General features: G+C 67.3%; 19 protein-coding genes. 10 read left to right on the forward strand and 9 right to left on the reverse strand.

Annotation, left to right across the window (positions count from 1 at the left end):
* The first annotated feature begins 16 nt into the window (after positions 1–16).
* Positions 17–736 (forward strand): YggS family pyridoxal phosphate-dependent enzyme, encoded by a 720-nt coding sequence (locus tag KYG_RS21790; protein WP_008907102.1) that lies wholly within the window; start codon positions 17–19, stop codon positions 734–736.
* A gap of 6 nt (positions 737–742) precedes the next feature.
* On the opposite strand, the gene ltaE is transcribed toward KYG_RS21790, so the two are convergent.
* From ltaE to KYG_RS21805, 3 genes are all read right to left on the reverse strand, one after another.
* Positions 743–1813: a low-specificity L-threonine aldolase gene (gene ltaE / locus KYG_RS21795; RefSeq protein ID WP_008907103.1), complete on the reverse strand. Its 1071-nt coding sequence runs from the start codon at positions 1811–1813 to the stop codon at positions 743–745.
* A 132-nt stretch (positions 1814–1945) separates the two neighbouring features.
* Positions 1946–2923 (reverse strand): tripartite tricarboxylate transporter substrate binding protein, encoded by a 978-nt coding sequence (locus KYG_RS21800; RefSeq protein WP_008907104.1) that lies wholly within the window; start codon positions 2921–2923, stop codon positions 1946–1948.
* A 64-nt stretch (positions 2924–2987) separates the two neighbouring features.
* Positions 2988–3635 carry a TetR/AcrR family transcriptional regulator gene (locus KYG_RS21805; protein WP_008907105.1) on the reverse strand — a complete coding sequence of 216 codons (648 nt, stop codon included), beginning with the start codon at positions 3633–3635 and terminating at the stop codon, positions 2988–2990.
* A gap of 155 nt (positions 3636–3790) precedes the next feature.
* On the opposite strand from KYG_RS21805, the gene KYG_RS21810 reads away from it, so the two are divergent.
* From KYG_RS21810 to KYG_RS24605, 6 genes are all read left to right on the forward strand, one after another.
* Complete coding sequence (locus tag KYG_RS21810; RefSeq protein ID WP_008907106.1) at positions 3791–5395, forward strand: AMP-binding protein; 1605 nt, start codon at positions 3791–3793, stop codon at positions 5393–5395.
* A gap of 219 nt (positions 5396–5614) precedes the next feature.
* Entirely contained in the window at positions 5615–8899 is a 3285-nt protein-coding gene (locus KYG_RS21815) for a carboxyl transferase domain-containing protein (protein ID WP_008907107.1), read from the forward strand.
* 90 nt (positions 8900–8989) lie between these two features.
* Positions 8990–10129, forward strand: a complete 1140-nt coding sequence (locus KYG_RS21820) for an aminotransferase class V-fold PLP-dependent enzyme (RefSeq protein ID WP_008907108.1) — start codon at positions 8990–8992, stop codon at positions 10127–10129.
* 54 nt (positions 10130–10183) lie between these two features.
* Positions 10184–11482 carry a DUF445 domain-containing protein gene (locus tag KYG_RS21825; protein WP_008907109.1) on the forward strand — a complete coding sequence of 433 codons (1299 nt, stop codon included), beginning with the start codon at positions 10184–10186 and terminating at the stop codon, positions 11480–11482.
* Between the two features lie 267 nt (positions 11483–11749).
* Positions 11750–12559: a hypothetical protein gene (locus tag KYG_RS21830; protein WP_160165359.1), complete on the forward strand. Its 810-nt coding sequence runs from the start codon at positions 11750–11752 to the stop codon at positions 12557–12559.
* A complete protein-coding gene (locus KYG_RS24605; protein ID WP_139019448.1) occupies positions 12559–12852 on the forward strand; it encodes a hypothetical protein in 294 nt (97 codons plus the stop codon). Before KYG_RS21830 ends, KYG_RS24605 begins: the two co-directional genes overlap by 1 nt.
* A gap of 853 nt (positions 12853–13705) precedes the next feature.
* Here KYG_RS24605 and KYG_RS21835 read toward each other — a convergent pair.
* The 5 genes from KYG_RS21835 to purU all read right to left on the reverse strand — a co-directional run bounded on the left by KYG_RS21835 (position 13706) and on the right by purU (position 18340).
* Positions 13706–14431 (reverse strand): LrgB family protein, encoded by a 726-nt coding sequence (locus KYG_RS21835; RefSeq protein WP_008907111.1) that lies wholly within the window; start codon positions 14429–14431, stop codon positions 13706–13708.
* Entirely contained in the window at positions 14415–14789 is a 375-nt protein-coding gene (locus KYG_RS21840) for a CidA/LrgA family protein (protein WP_008907112.1), read from the reverse strand. The genes KYG_RS21835 and KYG_RS21840 overlap by 17 nt, the downstream gene beginning before the upstream one ends.
* A gap of 6 nt (positions 14790–14795) precedes the next feature.
* Positions 14796–16295: an FAD-linked oxidase C-terminal domain-containing protein gene (locus KYG_RS21845; RefSeq protein ID WP_008907113.1), complete on the reverse strand. Its 1500-nt coding sequence runs from the start codon at positions 16293–16295 to the stop codon at positions 14796–14798.
* 269 nt (positions 16296–16564) lie between these two features.
* Complete coding sequence (locus KYG_RS21850) at positions 16565–17470, reverse strand: LysR substrate-binding domain-containing protein (RefSeq protein ID WP_008907114.1); 906 nt, start codon at positions 17468–17470, stop codon at positions 16565–16567.
* A 21-nt stretch (positions 17471–17491) separates the two neighbouring features.
* Positions 17492–18340, reverse strand: coding sequence for a formyltetrahydrofolate deformylase (purU, locus tag KYG_RS21855; protein WP_008907115.1), 849 nt, complete (start codon positions 18338–18340; stop codon positions 17492–17494).
* Between the two features lie 64 nt (positions 18341–18404).
* On the opposite strand from purU, the gene KYG_RS21860 reads away from it, so the two are divergent.
* On the forward strand, positions 18405–20714 hold the full coding sequence (locus KYG_RS21860; protein ID WP_008907116.1) for a bifunctional diguanylate cyclase/phosphodiesterase: 2310 nt from the start codon (positions 18405–18407) through the stop codon (positions 20712–20714).
* Between the two features lie 26 nt (positions 20715–20740).
* Here KYG_RS21860 and KYG_RS21865 read toward each other — a convergent pair whose 3' ends face one another.
* Positions 20741–21640, reverse strand: coding sequence for a ChaN family lipoprotein (locus KYG_RS21865; RefSeq protein ID WP_008907117.1), 900 nt, complete (start codon positions 21638–21640; stop codon positions 20741–20743).
* 73 nt (positions 21641–21713) lie between these two features.
* On the opposite strand from KYG_RS21865, the gene KYG_RS21870 reads away from it, so the two are divergent.
* Together KYG_RS21870 and KYG_RS21875 are read left to right on the forward strand one after the other, a co-directional pair.
* Positions 21714–23702, forward strand: coding sequence for a type IV pili methyl-accepting chemotaxis transducer N-terminal domain-containing protein (locus KYG_RS21870; RefSeq protein ID WP_050813922.1), 1989 nt, complete (start codon positions 21714–21716; stop codon positions 23700–23702).
* A complete protein-coding gene (locus KYG_RS21875; protein ID WP_008907119.1) occupies positions 23699–24460 on the forward strand; it encodes a response regulator in 762 nt (253 codons plus the stop codon). The genes KYG_RS21870 and KYG_RS21875 overlap by 4 nt, the downstream gene beginning before the upstream one ends.
* Positions 24461–24545: the final 85 nt, after the last annotated feature.

Raw genomic sequence — 24545 nt, forward strand, 5'->3', positions numbered from 1 at the left:
ACGCTTGCCAAACATTATGACCACGATTGCTAACAACCTCCAACAGGTTCTGGGCAGGATCGCGCAGGCATGCCGGGCTGCCGGCCGCGATCCGGCCAGCGTTTCCTTGCTGGCGGTTTCCAAGACCTTTGGCGCACCGGCGGTGCTGGAGGCGGCAGCCGCCGGCCAGCGCGACTTTGGTGAAAACTACATCCAGGAGGGTGTGGACAAGATTGCCGCCGTGCGCGCTGCCCTGCCTGGTGTGGCGCTGCAATGGCACTGCATTGGCCCCATCCAGAGCAACAAGACCCGCCTGGTGGCCGAGCACTTTGACTGGGTGCACACGGTGGACCGGCTCAAGATCGCCGAGCGCCTGTCGGCCCAGCGGCCCGACCACCTGCCGCCGCTGCAGATAGGTATCCAGGTCAACATCGACGGCGGGCCCACCAAGTCGGGCGTGGCCCCGCGCGATGCGCTGGACCTGGCACGCGCTGTCGCAAAACTGCCACGGCTTGCCGTGCGGGGGATCATGTGCATTCCGGACCATGCTCCTGAATTTGAAGCGCAACTCGCAATCCACATCAGCGCCAGAGCGCTTTTTGATCAGATTGCTGGGCTCCGGGAGCCAGGCCTTGCGCAGTTCGACACCCTGTCCCTGGGCATGACCGCCGATCTGGAGGCAGCCATCCAGGCCGGCAGCACGCTGGTGCGTGTGGGCACTGGTGTGTTTGGTGGACGGGCCTCCCCCGCCGCTTGAGCGGGTTCAGCCCGGCAGCGCGAAGCGCGCCACGCAGTCCAGCGCCGCCGTCACGTCTGCCTCGCTCACATCCAGGTGCGTCACCCAGCGCAGCCGCGTGGCGCCGCCATACAGGCTGCTGGTCACGCGCACACCATGCTGGGCCAGCCAGGCGGTGAAGGCGGGCGCCACCTCCGCATGCAGGTCGGTGAAGAGGATGTTGGTCTGCCACGGCAGTACCGTGATGCGGCCCTGCAACGCCGGGTGGCTGCGGTTGGCCTCGGCCAGCCCTTGCGCCAGCCGGTCCAGGCGGGCGTGGTCTTCGGCCAGGCGGTGCACATGCTGCTGCAGCGCATAGTGGCCCGCAGCCGCCAGCACGCCTGCCTGCCGCATGCCGCCACCCAGGATCTTGCGCGTGCGGCGCGCCTGGCGGATGAAGTCGCGCGAGCCCAGCACCAGCGAGCCCACGGGCGCGCCCAGGCCCTTGCTCAGGCACAGCGATGCAGAGTCGAAGTGGCTGCACAGCGCGCGCGCTTCGTCATACACGTCTGTGTCGTTGCGCGCGGCATTGGCCGTGGCCGCATTGAACATGCGCGCGCCATCCAGGTGCATGGCGAGGCCGCGGCTGCGTGCCAGCTGCGCCACTTCGGCGATGTAGGGCGTGGGCAGTACCTGGCCGCCGGTGGTGTTCTCCAGCACCACAAGGCGGGTGCGGGCAAAGTGCGGGTCATCCGGCTTGATGGCGGCGGCGATGTCGGCGATGCGCAGCGTGCCGTCAGGTTGGGTTTCCACCGGCTGGGGCTGGATGGAGCCCAGCACCGCCATGCCGCCCGCCTCCCAGCGATAGGTGTGCCAGCTCTGGCCCACGATGGCCTCGTCGCCGCGCTGGCAGTGGCCCCACAGCGCGATCAGGTTGGTCTGCGTGCCCGAGGGGGCGAACAGCGCCGCTTCAAAACCCAGCAGTTCGGCGGCGTGCTCCTGCAGTGCGTTCACCGAAGGGTCGTCGGCAAATACATCGTCGCCCAGCGGGGCCTTGAACATGGCCTCGCGCATGGCAGGGGTGGGCTGGGTCACGGTGTCACTGCGAAAGTCTGGCATGGGCAGGGCGATGAGATGGACGAAAGGAGTTCTATCCTAGCGGGCGCCGTACCCCGTCGCAGCCACAGGGGCATGCACAACACCGCCTCGGACGCTTTAGAAGCGGCGTTTCCCCGCATGCGGGAGTCGAGGTCAGTCGAGCGTGATGCCCAGGTCGCGCATCAGAGGGTGCCAGCGCGACACCTCGGCGGCGATCATCTGCGTGAACTCCTGAGGTGTATTGCCCACCGGCTCGATCCCTACTTCGCGGTATTTGGCACTGGTCTGTGGCGACAGCAGGGCCTGGGCGATGGATTTCTGCAGTGCCTGTACCGTGGCATCCGGTGTCGAGGCGTGCACGGCCACGCCGACCAGGGCTGTGGCTTCCACACCCTTGAGGCCCAGCTCCTCGAACGTGGGCACGTCCGGCAGGCGGGGGTGACGCCGGCTGTCGGCCACGGCGAGCGCGCGCAGCTTGCCCGACTGCAGAAAACCGCCTGCGGCCGCGTAGTCGCTCATCACCGCCGGGATCTGGCCGCCTGCCAGGTCGCCCAGGGCGGGCGATGAGCCCTTGTACGGGATATGCGTCATCTTCAGCTGGGCGTGGTGCATCAGCATCTCCATCGCCATGTGCTGCGGCGTGCCCGCGCCGGCCGAGCCAAAGTTCTGCGCACCGGGATTGCGGCGTGCCTTCTCGATGAAATCCTTCGCATCCTTGGCATCGGAGCCGGGGCCGACGACCAGGATCATGGGCGCACGCGCGAGCAGGGTGACCAGCTTGAGGTCCTTGGCGGGCGAATACCCGAGCTTGCGGTACAGCACCGGGTTGAAGACCAGTGTGCCGTTGTCGACGTTGATCAGCGTGTGCCCGTCTACCGGACTGCGCAGCAGGTCGGCCACGGCAATGGCGCCGTTGCCGCCGGGCTTGTTGTCCACCATTACGCTCTGGCCCACGGCCGTCGACATGGGCTGGCCCACCACGCGCGCCATGAAGTCGGAGCCCCCGCCGGCCGGGTACGGCACGATCCAGCGCAGCGCCTTGCTGGGGAAGGGCGCCGAGGCAAACACCGAGGGGCTCAGGCCAAGGGAGGCGGCGCCGAGCATCGCCAGAGTGGAACGTCGTGAAAGCATGGTGAAAAGTCTCCTGAAGTGCGTTGTGGTTGGAATGGAACGGGAATAACGTGTGCGTGGCAGGTCAGCGCGCGGGCTGGCGGCGGGTGCGCAGGCCCAGGACCCGATAGGCCAGCGCCGACAGTTCCTGCGCCACCTCGTCGGCGGAAAGGCGGCCGTCAGGCCGGTACCAGTTGTAGAGAAAGCCGGGCAGGCTGCAGGCCGCCAGCGCGGTGATCTTGGTGTCGTTGAAGACGAACATGCCGTCCTTCCGCCCAGCCTCCAGTAGGGCGCACAGCCGGTCATAGAAGTGGTTGGCCAGCTGCTTCTGCGCGGCCATGTACTCGGGGCGGTACACCTGGGGCTCGCGGTAGGGGAAGAACGCAGCGGGATGGTGCTCCAGCGTGGCGCGGATCAGGCGGTCGATGCCTTCGCATGCCTTGACGTGTGCGGGGCGATCGTCGTCCTCAGCAAAGTCCATGGCGGTGAAGCACGCCACGGTGGGCGCCCAGGACAGGGTCTCGAAGATCTCCTGCTTGTTGCGGAAGTAGTAATACACGAAGGGCTTGGTCACGCCCAGCTTCTGCACGATCTGTTCGATGGTGGTGTTGGCGTAACCCTGCGCGTCGAACAGCGCTTCGGCCGCGCGCAGGATGCGTTCGCGTTTCTCGTCCGATCCTGCGGTGGTGGCCTTTTGCCGGCCGCTGGCATTGACGGGGGGCTGGTGGCTCATCGGTGTCCTTTGTGCGACGTTATAGTTCTACCCATGGGTAGCATTGTTCTACCAGCCGGTATATATTGGCAATACGCCGGCGGGTCAGAGGGCCTATCGAAAACCCTTGGTCGGCGCCCGGAAGCAGCGAATACAGACACCTTGGAGACAACGCCATGTCACTCAACCCATCCCCACTGCCGCTGCACGAACACTTGCGGCGCCACGCCCGCAACACCCCGGACGGCACGGCCTACCTCTGGTACGGCCAGCCCATCACCTGGGCCGAGCTCGACGCCGCGAGCGATGCATTTGCCGCGCGCCTGCAGTCGCTGGGGGTGCAGAAGGGCGAGCCCGTGGCCTTGTTCATGAACAACTGCCCGCAGTACGTGATGGCGCACTACGGCATCCAGAAAACCGGCGCCATCGTCTGCCCCTGCGGTCCGCTGAACAAAGAGCACGAGCTGGAATACCAGCTCGCCGACCTGCAGGCGCGCGTCATCGTGGCTGCCGACGTGCTGCTGCCGGTGGTCGGCAAGGTGCGGGAAAAGACGGCCCTCGCCCATGTGTTCGTGGTGCGCTATGGCGACCTGCTGCCCGATGCGCCCAGCATCGACGTGCCCGCCGAGTTGCTGGCGATGCGCGCTGCGGCAGCGCCCGTTCCGGCTGGCTGCGAGGACTTTCTGGCAACGGTGCGTGCCGGCGGCCAGCCCCAACCGGTGGCCCTGGCGATGGACGATGTGGCCTTGATGACCTACACCTCGGGCACCACCGGCCTGCCCAAGGGCGCCATGCTGACCTACGAAAACGCGCGTTTCAAGACAGCGGCCGCAGTGAATAGCAACGACACGCGACAGGACGATGTGCTGCTGGCTGTGGCGCCGCTGTACCACATTGCCGGCATGCTGATGGGCGTGAACATCCCGGCCCTGACGGGAGCCGCTACCGTGCTGATGTACCGGTTCGACCCGCTGGGCGTGGCACAGGCGCTGGAGCGCCACCGCGTGAGCTGGTGGTACAGCATCGCGCCGATGAATGCCGCCCTCATGCAGTTGCCGGGCGCGTGTGACATGGACTGGAGCGCGCTGCGCATGAACCCGGTGACGAGCTTCGGCATCACCTTTACCGAACCGCTGGCGCAGCAGTGGAACCGCTTTGCGCCCCACTGCATCGCGTTCGAGGCGGCCTATGGCCTGTCGGAAACGCACACCATGGACACCTGCATGCCCTACACCGCCATCCGATGGGGCACCCAGGGCAAGCCCGTGCCGGGCAACACCCTGCGCATCATCGAACCCGACACCGGAGCTGAGCTGCCCGCAGGCGAAGTGGGCGAGATCACCATCCTCGGCCCCGGCAACTTCAAGGGCTACTGGAACAAGCCCGAAGCCACGGCGAAGACGCTGCGCAATGGCTGGGTGCACACCGGCGATATGGGCAAGATCGACGCGGATGGCTACCTCACCTTCATTGGCCGCACCAAGGAGATGATCAAGGTCTCGGGCTACAGCGTGTTCCCCGAAGAGGTCGAAACCCTGCTCATCAAGCACCCCGCCGTGGCCCAGGCCGCCGTGATCGGCGTGCCCGATGCCGAGAAGGGCGAGGTGGTGCGCGCCTTCATCGTGAATAAGCCGGGCCAGGAGGTAGAAGCCGCCGCGCTCGTGGCCTGGGCGCGCGAGAACATGGCGCCCTACAAGGCGCCGCGCGAGGTGCGCTTCATCGACGCGCTGCCCGCCACGGGCGCGGGCAAGGTGTTGCGCCGCCTGCTGAAGGACGAGTGACACCCCCTGTGGCGCTGCGCGCCGTCCCCCCGCTCTCACAGCGCTGCGCTCTACGGGCAGGGGGACGCAGCCAGCGCGGCGGGGCGGCCCTTGCGCGGCTGCCCTGGCCTGGGCAGCGCCTGTTTCACACGCAGCGCCTAGATCATTGAGATATCAACGAAATCGGCATCCAGCGCTTATGTAGCAAGCGCCAGAAGCTATCAGAATAGAAGCAGAACCATGAACACGCCGTTCTTTTCCAAAGTCCTGATCGCCAACCGCGGAGAGGTGGCGCTGCGCATCGTGCGCGCCCTGTACGACCTGGGCATTGCCAGCGTCGCGGTCTATGCCGACGACGACGCCGCCAGTCCGCATGTCGGGGCGGCCACCCAGGCAGTGGCGCTGGGGGCCACGGGGCCGGCGGCCTACCTCGACGGCGCGCGCCTGCTGGCGATCGCACGCGAGCACGGCTGCGACGCCGTGCACCCCGGCTACGGCTTCCTGAGCGAGCGTGCCGACTTCGCGCGCGCCTGTGCCGACGCCGGGGTGCGCTTCATCGGCCCCACGCCGGGGCAGCTGAGCCTGTTCGGCGACAAGGCCCAGGCGCGCAGCCTGGCAATGCGCTGCGGCGTACCGCTCATGCCGGGCACGCAGGCGGCGGTTTCGCTCGAAGAAGCACAAGCCTTCTGGCACTCGCAGCAAGGTGCGGGCATCGTCATCAAGGCCATTGGCGGCGGTGGCGGGCGCGGCATGCGCGCCGTGCAGTCGCTGGACGAGCTGCCCGCGGCCTACGCCCGCTGCCGCAGCGAGGCGCAGGCCGCCTTCGGGGTGGACGGGGTGTATGTCGAGCGCCTGATGAACAACGCGCGCCATATCGAGGTGCAGGTGCTGGGTGACGGGCGCGAGGCGATGGCGCTGGGCGAGCGCGAATGCACGCTGCAGCGGCGCTTTCAGAAGGTGGTGGAAATCGCGCCCAGCCCCTCGTTGCCCGGGCCACTGCGCGAGCGCATCATCAGCGCCGCCCTGGCCATGGCGCGTGAGGTGCAGTACGAGGGCCTGGGCACCTTCGAGTTTCTGGTGGATCTGGCCTCCAGCGATTTGCCCTATGTGTTCATCGAGGCCAACCCGCGCCTGCAGGTGGAGCACACCATCACCGAAGCCGTCACCGGCGTGGACCTGGTGCAGACCCAGCTGGCCCTGGCAGCAGGGCAGACCCTGCGCGACCTGGTGCTGAACCCCGACCAGCCCCCGGCGCCCGAAGGCTATGCCGTGCAGTGGCGCATCAACGCCGAAACGCTGGACGCCAGCGGCGGCGCCGTGCCGGGCAGCGGCACGCTCGCCCGGTTCGATCTGCCCACGGGCCCAGGCATCCGCGTGGACACCCATGGCGTGGCGGGCGCCGCGCCGTCACCGCACTACGACACCCTGCTCGCCAAGCTCATCGTGCACACGCGCGGCCCCCGCTTTGCCGATGCGCTGCGCCGCTCGCAGCGAGCGTTGCAAGAGTGCCGCATCACCGGCGTGGCCACCAACCTGGGCTTGCTGCAGGCGCTGGCCGGGCGGCCCGAGATGGCCAGCCAGCAGGTGCATACGCGCTGGCTGGAGTCGGTGCTGCCGGACTTGCTCAATGCTATTGAAAAAATAGCTGATGACGCCTGCCTGCAAAGCGCCGGAGGCCAAAATGAACTTCAATCCTCCGCCCCGGTACCCGAAGGCGCCGTGCTGGCGCCGATGCCCGCGCGCCTGGTGCAGCTGAGCGTGGCCGAGGGCGATGCCGTCGCCGCAGGCGCCGAGCTGGCCGTGCTCGAAGCCATGAAGATGGAGCATGTGCTTCTGGCCCCGCACGCGGGCCGGGTGCGCCGGCTGCTGGCAGCGCCCGGCGCCTACCTGGCGCAGGGCGAGCCCCTGCTGGTGCTCGATGCCGCCGAGGTGGCGGTGGAGGCGTTGGCGGACGATGCCACGGTGCACGACCCCGACCACATCCGCCCCGACCTGCAGCGCGTGCGGGACCGCCATGCCTTCACCCTGGACGCCGCGCGCCCCGCTGCAGTCGCCAAACGCCACGCGCAGGGCGGGCGCACGGCGCGCGAGAACATTGCCGACCTGTGCGATGAGGGAAGTTTCATCGAGTACGGTGCGCTGGCAGTTGCCGCCCAGACCCGCCGTCGCAGCCTGGAAGACCTGATCGCCAACACGCCTGCCGATGGCATGGTGACGGGCATCGGATCGGTCAACGGCGCGCAGTGCGGCGAGGAAGCGGCGCGCACCGTGGTCATGTCGTACGACGCCACGGTGCTCGCGGGCACGCAAGGCATGCGCAACCACGCCAAGACCGACCGCATGCTGGACATTGCGATGGCGCAAAAACTGCCCCTGGTGCTGTTTGCGGAGGGCGGCGGCGGCCGGCCTGGAGACACCGATTCGGCGGTGCTGGCGGGTCTGCACATCCACACCTTTGCCCGCCATGCTGCCTTGTCGGGCCAGGTGCCGGTGGTGGGCATTGCGGCCGGGCGCTGCTTTGCGGGCAATGCGGCGCTGCTGGGCTGCAGCGATGTGATCATCGCCACGCGCGGCTGCAACATCGGCATGGGTGGCCCGGCCATGATCGAAGGCGGCGGGCTGGGCGTGTTCAAGCCCGAGCAGATTGGCCCGAGCCGCGTGCAGCATGCCAATGGCGTGATCGATGTGCTGGTGGAGAACGAGGCCGAGGCCGTGGCGGCCGCGCGGCAGTACCTGTCGTACTTTCAGGGCCGCACCCCGCAGTGGACGGCGCCCGACCAGCGCGCCCTGCGCAGTGTGGTGCCCGAAAACCGCCTGCGCGTGTACGACACCCGCGCCGCCATGGCCGGGCTGGTGGACGAAGGCAGCCTGCTCATGCTGCGCACTGGCTTTGGCGCCGGCATCCATACGGCGCTGGCACGCATCGAAGGCCGGCCCGTGGGCCTGATCGCCAACAACCCGCTGCACCTGGGCGGCGCCATCGACGCCGATGCGGCCGACAAGGCCGCGCGCTTCATGCAGTTGTGCAACGCCCATGGCCTGCCCCTGGTCAGCCTGGTGGACACGCCCGGCTTCATGGTCGGCCCCGACGTCGAGGCGACGGCGCAGGTACGCCATGTCAGCCGCCTGTTCGTCACCGCCGCCAGTCTGCGCGTGCCGTACTTCAGCGTGGTGCTGCGCAAGGGCTACGGCCTGGGCGCCATGGGCATGACGGCCGGCGGCTTTCATGCCCCCGTGTTCACGGTGGCATGGCCCACGGGCGAGTTCGGCGCCATGGGCCTGGAGGGCGCGGTGCGCCTGGGTTTCCGCAAAGAGCTGGAGGCCCAGCCCGAAGGCCCCGCGCGCGACGCGCTGTTTGCCGAGCTGCTGGCGCGCCAGTACGCCAATGGCGAGGCCATGCAGATGGCCACCACGCTGGAGATCGACGCCGTGATCGACCCGGCCGAAACGCGCGCATGGCTGGCGCGCGGTTTGGCGTCGGCGCAGGTAAAACCCCTGTCGCACCGTTTCATCGACACCTGGTAAGCGCCTGCGAAGCGCGGCACCCCATGCTAAGCTGCCCCGCCTGGCCCGCCCGCACCGGGGTGGCGCCCCCGTTTGATGGAGACCTTGCACATGCCCGGACTGTTGCCCGATATCGACCCCGATGGTTTGCTGGAGTTTTCGGTGGTCTACACCGACCGCGCACTCAACCACATGTCCAAGCGCTTTACCGGCGTGGTGCAGGACATCCTGGGCACCCTGAAAGAGGTCTACCACGCCCACACCGCCGTGCTGGTGCCCGGCAGCGGCACCTTCGGCATGGAAGCCGTGGCGCGCCAGTTCGCCAACCAGGAAAAAGTGCTCATCGTGCGCAACGGCTGGTTCAGCTACCGCTGGACGCAGATTTTTGACGCCGACAAGGGCCTGGGCGGCGGCTCGGTGGTGTGCAAGGCGCGCCAGCAGGGTAGCGGCCCGCAGGCGCCCTGGGCACCATGCCCTGCCGACGAAGTCGCCGCCACCATCCGCGCCGAGAAGCCCAAGGTGGTGTTCGCACCCCATGTGGAGACGGCCAGCGGCATCATCCTGTCTGACGATTACCTCCGCACGCTGACCGCTGCCGCGCACGAGGTGGGCGCGCTGTTTGTGCTGGACTGCGTGGCGTCTGGCGCGATGTGGGTGGACATGCAGGCCACGGGCGTGGATGTGCTCATCAGCGCGCCACAGAAGGGCTGGAGCGGCTCGCCCTGCTGCGCCATGGTGATGTTGAGCGAACGTGCGCGCCAGGCCATCGAGGGCACCACCAGCAGCAGCTTCTCGTGCGACCTCAAGAAGTGGATGCAGATTGCAGAGGGCTACGAAAAGGGCCAGCACGCGTACCACACCACCATGCCCACGGATGCACTGGTGCGCCTCTCCGAGGTGATGGCCGAGACACGCGAATACGGCTTTGCCAAGGTGCGTGATGAGCAGATCGAGCTGGGCGCCAAGGTGCGCGCGCTGCTCGAATCACGCGGCTTCCCCAGTGTGGCGGCCGAGGGCTTCAAGGCACCCGGCGTGGTGGTGAGCTATACCACCGACCCCGGCATCCAGAACGGCAAGAAGTTCATGGAGGTGGGGCTGCAGACCGCTGCGGGCGTGCCGTTGCAATGCGACGAAGGGCCGGACTTCAAGACCTTCCGTATCGGCCTGTTTGGCTTGGAGAAGTGGCACAACGTGGACCGCACCGTGGGCCATTTGTCGAAGGCGCTGGACCAGATTGCGGCTGCGGCCTGACTGCCTGCATGGGCGTGAGGGCGTGCGCGCTGTACAGGTTGTGCGCGGCTGGCTATGACCCGCGCTGATCTCAGTCCCGCGCACCGCTCGCTGCGCACCGCCAAGCGGCAGGCGCTGGGCCTGTTGCTGCTGGTGACGGCGGTGTTCATCGCCACCAGCGTGGTCGAACGCGGCTTGGTGCTCAACTGCATCAAGGCCATCGCCGAGGCCGCCATGGTGGGGGCGCTGGCCGACTGGTTTGCGGTGGTGGCGCTGTTTCGCAAGCCGCTGGGCCTGCCCATTCCGCACACCGCAGTCATCGCACGCAACCAGGAGCGCATTGGCCGCAACCTGGCCGCATTTGTGCGCGACAAGTTTCTGGATGTGCCCTCGCTGGTCGCGCTGATCCGCCGACACGACCCCGCCGAGCGGCTGGCGCAGTGGCTGCTGGCACCGGGCAACACCGCGCTGCTGGGGCACCAGGCCACGCGGCTTGTCTCTGCGGCGCTGGAGACGGTGCAGGACGCGCAGGTGGAGCGCTTCATCCAGAAGGCGGCCCGTGCATTGATCGGGCAGGTGGACATGTCGCGTGCGTTGGCGGCGGTGCTGGACACGCTGACCCACAACGGCCGCCACCAGGCGCTGCTGGACGATGTGTTGGGCAAGCTCATCGAGTTGCTGAAGAACGAGGACACACGCGCCTGGGTGGCGCAGACCATCGTGCTGTGGCTCAAGAAGGACCACCCGCGCACCGAGAAGTTGCTACCCAGCGACTGGCTGGGCGACAAGGGCTCCGCCCTGCTGGCCCGCGCGCTGGAGAGCCTGATGGCCGACGTGGCGGCCAACCCGCAGCACGCACTGCGTGCGCAGTTTGATGTGGCGGTGCAGCGCTTTATCGAGCGCCTGCGCAGCGACCCGGAATGGGAGCGCAAGGGCGAGGAGGTCCGCACCTGGCTGCAGACCGATGCCACTGTGGGCGGCTATGTGCAGACCTTGTGGCTGGACCTGCGCGGCGCGCTGCAGCGCGACCTGGCCGATGCCGATTCGGTGCTTGCGCGGCAGGTGGGCAAGCTGGGGTTGTGGCTGGGCGAGTCGCTGGCGGGGGATGCGGCGCTCAGGCAGTCGTTCAATGACCGGCTGGAGCGGTGGGTGGAGGACCTGGCGCCGGATGTGTCGGCGTTCATTGCTCAGCACATTGAGGAGACGGTGCGGCGGTGGGATACCGAGGAGATGACGGATCTGATCGAGGTGAATATCGGGAAGGATTTGCAGTACATCCGGATCAACGGGACGGTGGTGGGAGGGTTGATCGGACTGGTGCTGTTTGCGGTGTCGCACGCGGGGGAGATTTGGCGGGCGGTGGTGGGTGGTTGAGTGCTGCCAAGCCATGGGTCCTATCTGCCCAGGAAAACACCGTCGACGCGTGCACAACCAGGGTTCAGTGCCACGAGTCGTGTGCGCGTGCTGGAATCCGCACCGCAAACCTTGGCAAACTTCACCTCGTTCGCTCCTGCGGTGCATCGGCGTGGTGAGGACTACTTCTGGTTGCAAAAAACTGTGGGTTGACGTCGGCTAGGGGCCTTAGGCTCTCGCCACTTCACCTTGGGGGCTGTCTTGACGCAACATGTAATGCCGGGTCCGATGGGGACCAAGATTGGGGACGAGGAATTTTCGGGTGAACCCGCGTGTTTGCGACGGGACTACGTCCCCAATGGTTTGACTCCTGGTCCTATGGGGCTTGGACGTGACGCGGCTGGGCACTATCCGTGGGACATCAAAGAAAAACAGAGCGTTCCGGCAGGAGGTGACCTGGGCCCTCAAAAAGCGGGGGCTGCCTTACTGTCCCGGTTCTTCGTTCCCGGCGACAAGATTGTCGGAAATCTCTTTTTCGGTGGCGCGGGAATGGACGGGGGCTACATCTCGGACATGGTGAGGGCATTTGCAGAGAAACACGTCCAGCTAATCTCCGTAGATCCAAAAAAGTGGTCTGGTGGAACGCTTGCAGATGCCGCCATCGGCGTGGATGTTTTTCGCGCTGGGAAATCGCTAATTCAAGTGCCGCTCGATAAATTTCCACAGAGTGGAACCCAGTTCAACCTGATCGGCTATTCCTACGGGTCTCTAGCTGCCGCGCAGGTCGCGATAAATTACGGCGCTGGGGGTACTGTTGTGAATCATTTGGTCCTGATTGGCTCTCCCATCAGCGGGAATTTTCTTCAGCAGGTCAAGACAACGCCAGCGATCAAAAACGTCATCGTCGTGGATCTGAAAGCTCAGGGTGATCCACTGTATGCCGGTATGAGTCGCGAAAAATTATTACTGTCTACCCCCAGCTTGGGAAAACAGATGGTCGAAGCCTCAGGCCATTTTTACTACGCCCCCAATACCGATGAAGGTAAGCGTCGGCGGCGGGAGCTGGCGGCGTACCTTTACTCAAAAGGGCTTAGATAGTGGCATCCCTTCTTAGCCGTGCGAGGTGGATTTTCTACGGGGCGGCAGCGGCTGTCCTTGCCTTGGTAAATATCTATCTGTTGACTATCCATGCCCACCTGTGGACAAGCGGAAAATTCATCGTGGGTGCTTTTTCTGGGCTGTTGTTGGCACTAGCGCTGGCGTTGGCTGGAGTTTTCTGGGGAGCTGGTTTTTATCTACGAAGAGATGCACTCTTGGATAGGCTGCTGTCGGCGGCTTTTCTGGTCTCGTTGCTTTGGTTTTTTATTCCAGGGCGATTTTCTGTGGAGTGATCTGAGGCCCGACCCCCAGTCTGCGACCCCTTCGCTGTGCGAAGGGGCAACCTACGTCGGGGCGGTTTCGGGGTGCGCCGTGGAACTCGCTTTGCGCTGCGCGCGCCGCTCGGACAACCACGGCGAGTCAGATTACGAGGCATGCGCGCTCCGACGCGCATGCTCACCCCGCAACCGCCCCGCCGCAGGCGCAGCCGGCAGGGGTGGGGGAGCCGAACAGCCAACAGCCAACAGCCACACGGGCCGTCGCTGCGCTCGGCCTCGCGGTCGCGGCGCGAAGCGCCTGCGCGTTCGGGGCCCAGCGAAGCAAAGGCCCGTGTGGATGTCCGATCCCGCTGGGTTCCCTTCTGTGCGTGCCGAGAAGCGCAGGGCAGGGGGTGCGTGCGTGTGCCGAAGGACACACGCACCTCGTGCACTGACTCACCGCAGCTGTTTGAGCGGAGCGCCGCAGGCGCGCAGCGAGTTCTGCGGTGGCACCCCCTGCCCGAGCATCGCAGGTTGCCCGTAGCGCAGCGAAGGGACTCGCACAGTAGGGTCGCCTTCTCTTTGGTGACTTTCTCTTGGCGACGCAAGAGAAAGTTACTGCGCCGCCGGGCGCACACCCCGGCTCCCGCCCTCGAACCCGGCACGCTCCACGATCAGCGCCCCGGCTTCGACAAGCTCAGCCCGAGCGGGTTGGAGGTGGCGCCCCGGCTTCGACAGGCTCAGCCTGAACGGTTTGGTCAATCAAAAACAATAGCTACTAGCGCTTGCTGCATAAGCGCTAGAGCCAAAAAACACCCAAATTCAGACCCATTTCCGACGCGATCAAATCCGTTTCGTACACCAGCCCCGCCTGCAAAGGCGGCCCCAGTCACAACAACCGAAACACGAGCGGCATCAACACCGCCGCCAATACCACCTGCAACCCCAACGCCAACCCCGCATACGCCCCCGCCTCGGCATGCACCTGCAAGGCATGCGCCGCCCCAATGCCATGCGACGCGGTGCCCAGCGCAAAACCCCGCAGCGCCATACCCTCGGCATCGGTGGGCAAGCGCATCAGCCCAAACAGCCAGCGCGCTGACAGCGCCCCCACCATGCCCGTCAGCGCTGCAAACACCGCCGCCAAGGCAGGCACGCCGCCGATCTGCGCCGCCACGCCCATGGCGACGGGGGCAGTGACCGACTTGGGCGCTAGCGACATCAGCACATCACCCGGCAGGCCCAATGCCCAACCCAGGCCCACGGCGCTGGCTGCAGCCGCACTGCCACCGGCCAGCGACGCCAGCACCAGCCGGCCCCAACGCGCGCGCAAGGCCGCGCGGCGCTGCCACAAGGGCCAGCCCAGTGCGACCACGGCAGGGCCCAGCAGGAAGTGGATGAACTGTGCGCCTGCAAAGTACGTGGGATACGCGGTGCCAGTGGCCAGCATGAGAGCGGCCAACACCACTACCGACAGCATCACCGGGTTGGCCCACGGCGCGTGGCCCGAGCGTACTGAAAGCGCCTGCGCCAGCACGTACACCGCCAGCGTGGCCGTTAGCCCGAAAAGCGGGGCCGACGCGAGGTACACCCACAGTTCAACGAAGTTCGGCATCGTTGCCCGCCTGGGGTGTGGGTGTGGGTTGCCACAGGCGTAGCACCAGCGCCGTCACGGCCATGCCGATCCATGTGGAAAGGACAATCACCACGATGAGCTGCAGGCCGTACGCGCTCAGCAGCGCCAGGTGCGTCATCACGCCGACGCCCACGGGCACGAACAGCAGCGACAGGTGATTGAGCAAAAAGGTGGCGGCAGGTGCCACGGCCTGCTGCACGGGCGCCCAGCGCAGCGCCAGCAGCAACGCCACCATGCCCACCACAGGCCCCGGCACGGGCAGCGCCAAAAAGTGCGACAACGCCTCGCCCGCCGACTGCATGAGCAGCAGAAAAGCCAGGCCCTGCAGCGGCTTCATGGCGCGTCAAAAGCGGGGCAGGTCGGGGTGGCTGATCTGCCCCCCACGCACCAGCATCTTTCCGTATTCGGCACACCGGTTCAGCGTGGGGATGACCTTGCCCGGGTTGAGCAAACCGGCGGGGTCGAACGCATGCTTGAGCCCGAACATCTGCGCGTTCTCCGCCGCAGAGAACTGCACGCACATGCTGTTGAGTTTCTCCACGCCCACGCCATGCTCACCCGTCACCGTGCCGCCCATGGCCACGCTGGTCTCCAGGATGTCGGCGCCAAACAGCTCGCAGCGGTGCAGTTGGTCGGCATCGTTCGCATCGAACAGGATGAGAGGGTGCAGGTTGCCGTCGCCCGCATGGAACACGTTGGCGCAACGCAGCTGGTACTTCTTTTCCATCTCCTGGATGGCGAGCAGGATGTCGGCCAGGCGCTTCCTCGGGATGGTGGAGTCCATGCACATGTAGTCAGGGCTGATGCGGCCGCTGGCGGGGAAGGCGTTCTTGCGACCGCTCCAGAAGCGCAGGCGCTCGGCTTCGTCGTTGCTGACCGAGATGGCGGTGGCGCCTGCAGCGCGCAGCACGTCGCTCATGCGGCCAATTTCTTCCTCTACCTCTTCGGGGGTGCCGTCGCTTTCGCACAGCAGGATGGCTTCGGCCGTCAGGTCGTAGCCTGCGTGCACAAAGTCCTCCACGGCGGCGGTCATGGGCTTGTCCATCATCTCCAGCCCGGCGGGGATGATGCCGGCGGCAATGACGGCGGCCACGGCGTCGCCCGCTTTGCGCACGTCGTCAAAGCTGGCCATGATGCAGCGCGCCAGTTGGGGCTTGGGGATGAGCCTGACCGTCACTTCGGTGGTCACGGCCAGCATGCCTTCGCTTCCGATCACGGCGGCCAGCAGGTCGTAGCCGGGGGCGTCCAGTGCCTCGCTGCCGAATTCGACAGGTTCGCCCTCCACTGTGAAGCCCTTCACCTTGAGCACGTTGTGCACCGTGAGGCCGTATTTCAGGCAGTGCACGCCACCTGAGTTCTCGGCCACGTTGCCGCCAATGGTGCAGGCGATCTGGCTGCTGGGATCGGGCGCGTAGTACAGGCCGTAGGGCGCAGCAGCTTCGCTGATCGCCAGGTTGCGCACGCCACACTGCACCACGGCCGTGCGGCTTTCGGGGTTGATGTCGAGGATGCGGTTGAACTTGGCCAGCGACATCGTCACGCCCAGGGCGTGCGGCATGGCGCCGCCCGACAGGCCCGTGCCCGCGCCGCGTGCCACCACGGGCACCTGCAGCTGGTGGCATACCTGCAGCACGGCCTGCACCTCGTCATACGTTTCCGGCAGACACACCACCAGCGGGCGCTGGCGGTAGGCGGTGAGGCCGTCGCATTCATATGGAGTGGTGTCTTCGCTGTGCCAGAGCAGGGCGTGTGAGGGTACGACGCGGCTCAGGGCCTGGACCACTTCGGCCTGGCGCGCGGCGCGTTCTGACGGAGCTGCGGTGGGGGCGGCGGCAGTGTTCATGGCTGCCACTGTAGGGGATGGCCGGGTGCCCGGGCGTGAGCTTTTCTGCAGGCGTTTGTGAAAAGCGCCAGAATGCTCACTAATTGATAGCTATTGGCGCTTGATGGACAAGCGCTGGGGCTGATTTTTGCCTGAATCTGGTGGAGGAGGGCGCGGCTCGGGCGAGGGCCGCCGAGCAAGGGCCGCCCCGCAGCGAGGGCTGCGTCCCCCTTCCAGGCGCAGCCGAGAGAAGGGGGAAGGCGCCAAAGGCGACTCAGGGGATGCCTCTACTACGCCATCGTCTTGCGCAGCCACTCGGCAAATGCAGCGCATTCCCACCGGTCCATGGTGCCGGTGCGCCAGCACAGGTAATGGGCGTGGGGGCTGGCGGTGTCGGTGGCAAACAGGCGGACCAGCGTGCCGTTTTCCAGCCACGGCGCGCCGAGCTTCAGGCGCACCAGCGCCACGCCCATGCCGGCAGCGGCGCCGTCGCACATCAGGCCGATGTCATTGAACTGCGAGCCTTCGCTGGGCTCGGCCCAGTCGAGGCCGGTGGCGGCAAACCAGGTGCGCCAGGGCTCCAGCGGGCTGCGCAGCAGGGGCACGCCCTCCAGGTCTTCGGGGCGCTCGAACGGCCCGTGTTCGCGCACAAAGGCGGGCGAGGCCAGGGGCGTGACCACATCGCGCGCAATTTCCACGTGTTCCACGTCGGCATAGTGGCCGGGGCCGAAGCGCACCATCAGGTCTGCGTCTTCGGCCACCACGTCCAGCAGCGGGATGGACACCTGCAGCGCCAGGTCGATCTCGGGGTACGCCTCGGTGAACTGGCGCAGGCGCGGGATGAGGATGGTGCGCGCAAACGTGGGCGTGACGGCCAGCTTGAGCCGCCGGCGCCCTGGCGCGGCCGCCTGGCCCGGAAAGCGCTGCAGCGCGCCCAGCCCTTCACGCACATGGGCCAGGTAGGCGCTGCCCTCGGTGGTCAGCGAAAAATCCGCCCGGCCAAACAGCCGCACGCCCAGGATCTGCTCCAGCTGCTTGACCCGGTGGCTCACGGCGCTGGGCGTCACGCACAGCTCGTCGGCCGTCTGCGTCACACTGCGCAGGCGGGCCAGGGCCTCGAACGTCAGCAGGCACTGGATGGGCGGAATGCGCCGCGCCGCGCTGCTGAGGAAGGAGGTGGGAGCTGCCGTGGCCATGGGACAGAACGGGTTATCGGGCTAGCGGAAGATCACGGTCTTGTGGCCGTTCAGGATCACGCGGTGCTCGCTGTGCCACTTCACGGCGCGGGCCAGCACCTGGCTTTCGGTGTCGCGGCCGCGGGCCGTGAGGTCTTCCACCGTGTCGGTGTGGTCTGCGCGGGCCACGTCCTGCTCGATGATCGGACCTTCGTCCAGGTCGGCCGTCACGTAGTGAGCCGTGGCGCCAATGAGCTTCACGCCCCGGTCATGGGCCTGGTAGTACGGCTTGGCGCCCTTGAAGCTCGGCAGGAAGCTGTGGTGGATGTTGATGGCCCGTCCGGCCAATTTTTGACATAAGTCAAGAGAAAGTATCTGCATGTAACGGGCCAGCACCACCAGTTCGGCCCCTTCGGCCTCGATAATCTCCAGCTGCCTGGCTTCGGCCTGCGCCTTGGTCGCGCTGGTCATGGGGATGTGGTGGAACGGCACGTTGTAGCTGGCCGCCAGCTGATAAAAGTCGCGGTGGTTGCTGATGATGGCGCGTATGTCGATGGGCAGCAGGCCACACTTCCAGCGGAACAGCAGGTCGTTCAGGCAGTGGCCCTCCTTGCTGACCATGAGCACGGTTTTCATGGGGGCTGCCGTGGCGTGCAGGCTCCAGTGCATGTTGTGGGGCTCGGCAAAGCTGGCCAGGCGGGCTTTCAGGGTGGCGTGGTCGTGCTGGTCGCAGGCAAACTGCACCCGCATGAAGAACAGCCCGGTGGCGTGGTCGTTGTACTGCGCGGCTTCTTCGATGTTGCCGCCGTGCTCCAGCAGAAAGCCCGAGACGGCGTGCACCAGCCCCAGGCGGTCGGGGCAAGACAGGGTAAGGATGTAGGCGTTGGTCATAGCTGCGCAATTGTCGCAGCATGGCCTGTGGTGCGTGGAACGCGCGGGGAACAGGAAAAGGTCGATGGACAATCCAGGCTACGCCTCCAAATTGCTCCCGTGGCAGGGGATGCTGCTGTACCTGGTGGTGGGGGTGGCCTGGGTGTTTGTGGGCGATGCCTTGCTCATCCACTGGGTCAGAGACCCCGAGGCGCTCACGCATTTTCAGACTTGGAAGGGCTGGGGCTACGTCGCCTTCACCGCCCTGCTGGCCTGGTGGTTGCTGCGCCGCATGCGGCGGGCCGAGCGGGTGCGCATGGCCATGGCGCAGGAGCTGTCGCAGATCGTGCGCCACGCCCCTGCCGGTTTTGCGCGCGTGGCGCCGGACGGCCAGATCCTCTGGGCCAACGGCCGCCTGTGCGGGCTGCTGGGGGCCTCGCTGGAACACCTGCTCACCCTGCGTGCGCGGGACGTGATGCCCCCTCCCGATCTGGAGCGCGCCCGCATTCTGCTGGCGCGCCTGGTGGATGGCACGATCGACCACTTCGTGGAAGAGCGCGAGTGCCTGCGCCCGGGCGATGGCAGCCGCGTGCCGGTGCTGCTCACGGTCACCATGGTTCCGCAGGCGGGCGACGAGCCTGCCCACCTGGTGTGCGTGGTGCAGGATCTGGACGAGATCAAGGCCGCGCGGGCTGCGCTCAAGAGCAGCGAGGCGCGCCAGCGGCTGGCCGCCACGGTGGTGGACAACACCATCGAGGGCGTGGTGGTGACCGATGCGCAAAGCCGCATCCTGTCGGTCAACGCCGCCGTCACGCGCCTCTTGGGCTACACCGAGGAGGAGCTGCTGGGCAAGACGCCGCGCATCTTCAAGTCGGGCCGGCACGACAAGAGCTTTTACGACGCGATGTGGGGCGTGGTGCGGCACACAGGCCACTGGCAGGGCGAGATCTGGAACCGGCGCAAGAACGGGGAGGTGTTTCCCGAGCACATGTCGCTCTCCGTCGTGCGCGACGCGGCAGGCCAGATCACGCACTACGTGTGCATGTTCACCGACATTTCCGCAGACAAGGCCCAGCGCAAGCAGCTGGAGTTTCTGGCGCACAACGATGCCCTCACGGGCTTGTCCAACCGTGCGTGGTTCGGCCAGCAGCTCGAGCAGGTGGTGCAGGAGGCCAGCATCAGCGGCGAGCTTTTTGCGGTGCTGCTGCTCAACCTCGACCGCTTCAAGGACGTGAACGACAGCTACGGCCACACCATCGGCGACGAGGTGCTCAAGCACATTGCGCGGCAAGTGCAGTCGGCCCTGCGGCCCGGCGATGTGCTGGGCCGCCTGGTGGGCGACGAGCTGGCCGTGGTGGCGCGCGACCTGCGCCATGCCGAGGGCGCCGCCGCCGTGGCGCGGCATCTGATAGCGGCCGTGGCCGAGCCCTGGCGTTCGCCCGATGGTTTTGAAGTGGTGGCGGGCGTGAGCGTGGGGATCTGCATGTTCCCCGAGCACGCGGGCAGCAAAGAGCTGCTGCTGCAGGGCGCCCACGCGGCGGTGTACGGCGCCAAGGCACAGGGCCGCGGTGCCTGGTGCTTTTTCCATGAGGCGATGACGCAGGCCGCCCGCGAGCGGCTGGCGCTGGAGTCGCGCCTGCGCCTGGCGCTGGCCCAGGGCCACCTGCAGATGTACTACCAGCCCCAGGTGGACATCGCCACCGGCCGCATCCTGGGTGCCGAGGCGCTGGTGCGCTGGAACGACCCGGCGGAGGGGCTGATATCGCCCGCCCGCTTCATCCCGGTGGCCGAGACTTCGGGGGTGATCGGGCCGCTGGGCGAGTGGGTGCTGCGCGAGGTGTGCCGCCAGGGCCAGCAGTGGCGCGCCGAAGGCCTGCCGCCCATCACGCTGGCGGTGAACGTGTCGCCACGGCAGTTCCACCTGACCGACCTGGCCGGCTGCGCTGCCAGTGCGCTGGCGGAGTCGGGCTTTCCGGCCGAGTCGCTGGAGCTGGAGATCACCGAAACCGCCCTGGCGGAACGCACCGACGAGGCGCGCCAGGTGCTGATGCGGCTGCGCGCGCTGGGCCTGCGCATTGCGGTGGATGACTTTGGCACCGGATATTCATCGCTGGCGCAGCTCAAGCGTTTCCCCATCGATGTGCTCAAGATCGACCAGGGTTTCATCCGCGACATCCCGCAAAGCGAAGATGACATGGCGATCAGTGCCGCCATCATCGCCATGGGCCACAGCATGGGCATGGCGGTGCTGGCCGAAGGGGTTGAAACCCCGGGCCAGCTGGCGTTCTTGGAAGAGCGCGGCTGCGATGCCTACCAGGGCTACCTGTGCAGCCGCCCCCTGCCAGCCGACGCGTTTGCTGCGCTGCTGGGCGAACAGCGCGGCGCTGGAGGCTGAGCGCCGGTGGCGCTGGCGCGGCCCGCTTACCCGCCCGCGCGCCCACCCTGCTGCCACCGCTGGCGCAGCGCGGCGCAGTGATCCTGGGGTGGCAGGGCAGGGGTCTGCACCACGGAATCCACTTCTGTTTTGATAGCTGATTGCGCTTGACCAGCTTGTGCCAGAAGCACTTTTGACCTCAAATCTGCGGGCCAGTGCGTGGGCACGCCCCGGTCGCGCAGCACATGGCCACCGCCCGCAAGCAGCAGCACGGTCAGCCCCGGGCGCACCGCCTGCAGCGCGCTGCGGGCCAGGCTGGCGTCGCGGGCGATCTGGATGCGCGCCATCGGGGCCATCTGCGATTCGGGCAACAGGCCGCAATGGCCTTCGCGCAGCGCCTCGTACTGGCGTTGCAACGCGGGCGCGGGCAGGTGCTGGTCCCAGGCTGTCTCGCCCATGGTTGCGCGCATGCGGGCGCGGGGCAGGTTGCCGCCCAGCACGGGCACACCGGCGGCCACGGCGGCCATCACCACGGGGCCATAGGCCTTCCAGGGCCAGGCGGCGTCGTTCCAGTGCAGCGCGGCCTGCACCTGGGCTTCGGTAGCGTCCGGGGCAAGGGCCTGGGTGCCGTGGCCGCTCTCGGCCATCTCCAGCACCACGGCGGCCAGCTGCCCCCGCGCCGCCAGCCATTGCACCGCACCCTGCTGCAGGCGCTGGTGGTCTGGCGCGTCGTGCTGTTCGCCCAGCAGCAGCACATCGGCAGGCAGCACGGCCGCCAGGGCGTCGGGCCAGGCGGCGGAGGTCCAGCGCAGCGGCTCGGCGTGCGGCGCGGAGCCAAGCGCGCCGCAGCCGCCCAGCACCACCGCCAGGGCCAGCGCCACCGCCGGGCGCCAGGCGGGGCGGGTGGGGTTTTGACGGGCGGGGGCGAGGGTCTGGGGGGCGGGCATGGCGTAAATGCTAAGGGCTTAGGACTTGATGCAGGTCAAGAATGCGGGCATGCCCCCTGCCTACACTGCGCCCATGCGCGCCAAGCCCACCCTGACCACCAAGCTCCTGGCCATGGGGGCGGGTTTTCTGCTGGTGGCGCTCACGTCCATCAGCCTCACCCTGTGGGTCACCTGGAAGCTCGAAGGCGGCGCCGCCGCCGTCAACGAAGCGGGCCGCCTGCGCATGAACATGCTGCGCATGGTGCTGGTGCTGCAGACCGAGCCCCAGGAGGCGGTGCGCGAGCGCGTGCGCCAGTTCGACGCCAGCCTGGACCTGTTGCGCACCGGCGACCCCTCGCGCCCCCTGTTTGTGCCCTGGAGCGATGAGACCAGCGCCCGTTTTGAGGCCGTTCGCAGCCAATGGGCGCAGGCCCGCAGCGACTGGATGGTGGTGCCCCCGCCCAGCCGCGCGCAGACGCTGGCCCAGGCCGACGCATTTGTGCAGGAAGTCGATGGCTTTGTGGACGCCATCGAGATTCAGATCGCCGGCTGGACCGCAGCGCTGCACCTGTTCCAGTTGTTCATGATGGCCGTGGCCATCGTGGCGGCCATGACCTTCATGGCCGTGAGCTACCTGCTGGTCATCAACCCCGTGGCCCGGCTGCAGCAGGCCCAGACGCGCCTGCGCCAGGGCGAGCTGGGAACGCGCCTGCCTGTCGAAACAGACGACGAGTTCGGCCAGCTCTCGGCGGGCTTCAACCTCATGGCGCACGCGCTGCAGGCGTCCCATGACGGGCTGGAGCACAAGGTGCGCGAGAAGACGGCCAGCATCGCGGTGCAGAACCAGCGCCTTGCCGCGTTGTACGAGGTGAGCGCGCTGGCCTCCACCGCCGGTAGCCTGGAGCTGCTGGCCCAGGGCTTTGTGCGGCAGATTCGCCGCGTGGCGGGGGCTGATGCTGCCGCCGTGCGCTGGTCCAACGAGGCCAACGAACGCTATGTGCTGCTGGCAGCAGACGGCCTGCCCCGCAGCATGGCCGAGGGCGAGCACTGTCTGCACACCGGCAGCTGCCTGTGTGGCCAGGCCCAGGCCCAGGCCCGCACGCGGGTCATCCCCATCACGCCGTCCACCCAGCTGGCCCTGCCCCACTGCCGTGAGGCGGGTTTTGAAACCATGGTGACCATTCCGGTGCAGATGCAGCAGCGCGTGCTGGGCGAAGTGGACCTGTTCTTTCGCTCGCCGGTGGAGATGAACGACGAGTTGCGCGAGCTGCTCGAAGCCATGACGCGCCACCTGGCCAGCGCCATGGAAGGGCTGCGCGCCACCGCGCTCGAGCGCGAGGCGGCGGTGGCGCAAGAGCGCAGCATGCTGGCGCGGGAGCTGCACGACTCCATTGCGCAATCCCTGGCTTTCCTCAAGATCCAGACGCAGCTGCTGCGCGATGCCGTGGCGCGGGGCGACACGGTCAAGCGCGACCGCAGCATGGGCGAGCTGGAAGAGGGCGTGCGCGAGTGTTATGCCGACGTGCGCGAGCTGCTGGTGCACTTTCGCACCCGCACCAGCGATGAGGACATCGAATCTGCACTGCGCGCCACCTTGTCCAAGTTTGAACACCAGACCGGCATGGCCACCACGCTCAGCATGGAGGGCCATGGCCTGCCGCTGCCTTCGGACCTGCAGATCCAGGTGCTGCACATGGTGCAGGAGGCGCTGTCGAACGTGCGCAAGCACGCCGGTGCCACGCGGGTGGACCTGCGCATGCACCGCCACCCGCGCTGGCGTTTTGAGGTGCAGGACAACGGTCGCGGCTTTGACGTGGCCACCGTGCCGCCCGATTCGCTGCATGTGGGCCTGGGCATCATGCGCGAGCGGGCCCAGCGCGTGGGCGCGGTGCTGCAGGTGGAGTCCTCGCCCGGCCAGGGCACCCGCGTGTGCATCGAGCTGCCCACGGTGAACGCCGCGAGCACGCCGGTTGTGCCATCTTCCGGTGATATGGTGGCGGGTCGCGCCCCCGGCAGTGCCGGTACCGACACCGTCTTTGCACCCCCGGCTGTTGCGGCCAGGGTGCCCACGCCCACGACATGACAACAAGCACCCATCTTTCCGTTTCTCCGCCCCCCGCTGCCGACCCGGATGCCGGGCAGCAGCCCCCGGTCACGCTGCTGGTGGTGGACGACCACACGCTGTTCCGTCGCGGGCTGATCGCGCTGCTGGGCCAGGATGCCGGCCTGCAGGTGGTGGGCGAGGCGGGAGACGCTGCCGAGGCCCTGCGTCTGGCGCCGCAACTGCAGCCCCAGGTGATCCTCATGGACAACCACCTGCCCGGCGTGATGGGTGTGGATGCCATCCGGGGCCTGCGCGAAGTGGCGCCCGCGTCGCGCGTGCTCATGCTCACCGTGAGCGAGGATGCCCAGGACCTGGCGGCCGCGCTGCGCAACGGCGCACAGGGCTACCTGCTCAAGACGATCGATGGCGACCTGCTGGCCGAGGCCATCCGCCGCGCAGCGCGCGGCGAGCCTGTGGTGAGCCCCGAGCTCATGGGCAAGCTGGTGGCGGCATTCCAGTCGCAAGGCGTGGCCGAGGCCGCCGCGCTCATGGCCGCCCCGGCCACAGCCCCGGCGCCGCTGCCGGAGGCGGGCAGCGGTGCGGCGCCCTTGTCGCCCCGCGAGGAAGACGTGCTGCGCGAGATTGCCCGCGGCGCCAGCAACAAGGAAATCGCGCGCGCGCTGGACATCGCCGAGACCACGGTGAAGATCCACGTGCAGCACATCCTGCGCAAGCTCGGGCTGAGCTCCCGCGTGCAGGCGGCGGTTTACGCGTCGGACCGCCAGCGCACGGAGTAGCGGCCCTGCGCTGCGGGCCGTACCAGCCAAGGCCCGCAGCATTCATTTGCTATTAAATATGTAGCTATTGGCGCTTTACCACAAA

This window comes from Acidovorax sp. NO-1 (assembly GCF_000238595.1).
GTDB lineage: Bacteria > Pseudomonadota > Gammaproteobacteria > Burkholderiales > Burkholderiaceae_C > Acidovorax.

Coding starts and splice junctions, on each gene's coding strand:
- KYG_RS21815 (WP_008907107.1), top strand. CDS start 5,615: ATGAACACGCCGTTCTTTTCCAAAGTCCTGATCGCCAACCGCGGAGAG.
- KYG_RS21840 (WP_008907112.1), bottom strand. CDS start 14,789: ATGAAGCCGCTGCAGGGCCTGGCTTTTCTGCTGCTCATGCAGTCGGCG.
- KYG_RS21830 (WP_160165359.1), top strand. CDS start 11,750: ATGGGGACCAAGATTGGGGACGAGGAATTTTCGGGTGAACCCGCGTGT.
- KYG_RS21850 (WP_008907114.1), bottom strand. CDS start 17,470: ATGGCCACGGCAGCTCCCACCTCCTTCCTCAGCAGCGCGGCGCGGCGC.
- KYG_RS21845 (WP_008907113.1), bottom strand. CDS start 16,295: ATGAACACTGCCGCCGCCCCCACCGCAGCTCCGTCAGAACGCGCCGCG.
- KYG_RS21835 (WP_008907111.1), bottom strand. CDS start 14,431: ATGCCGAACTTCGTTGAACTGTGGGTGTACCTCGCGTCGGCCCCGCTT.
- KYG_RS21810 (WP_008907106.1), top strand. CDS start 3,791: ATGTCACTCAACCCATCCCCACTGCCGCTGCACGAACACTTGCGGCGC.
- ltaE (WP_008907103.1), bottom strand. CDS start 1,813: ATGCCAGACTTTCGCAGTGACACCGTGACCCAGCCCACCCCTGCCATG.
- KYG_RS21865 (WP_008907117.1), bottom strand. CDS start 21,640: ATGCCCGCCCCCCAGACCCTCGCCCCCGCCCGTCAAAACCCCACCCGC.
- KYG_RS21790 (WP_008907102.1), top strand. CDS start 17: ATGACCACGATTGCTAACAACCTCCAACAGGTTCTGGGCAGGATCGCG.
- KYG_RS21870 (WP_050813922.1), top strand. CDS start 21,714: ATGCGCGCCAAGCCCACCCTGACCACCAAGCTCCTGGCCATGGGGGCG.
- KYG_RS21820 (WP_008907108.1), top strand. CDS start 8,990: ATGCCCGGACTGTTGCCCGATATCGACCCCGATGGTTTGCTGGAGTTT.
- KYG_RS21875 (WP_008907119.1), top strand. CDS start 23,699: ATGACAACAAGCACCCATCTTTCCGTTTCTCCGCCCCCCGCTGCCGAC.
- KYG_RS21800 (WP_008907104.1), bottom strand. CDS start 2,923: ATGCTTTCACGACGTTCCACTCTGGCGATGCTCGGCGCCGCCTCCCTT.
- KYG_RS21825 (WP_008907109.1), top strand. CDS start 10,184: ATGACCCGCGCTGATCTCAGTCCCGCGCACCGCTCGCTGCGCACCGCC.
- KYG_RS21860 (WP_008907116.1), top strand. CDS start 18,405: ATGGACAATCCAGGCTACGCCTCCAAATTGCTCCCGTGGCAGGGGATG.
- KYG_RS21805 (WP_008907105.1), bottom strand. CDS start 3,635: ATGAGCCACCAGCCCCCCGTCAATGCCAGCGGCCGGCAAAAGGCCACC.
- purU (WP_008907115.1), bottom strand. CDS start 18,340: ATGACCAACGCCTACATCCTTACCCTGTCTTGCCCCGACCGCCTGGGG.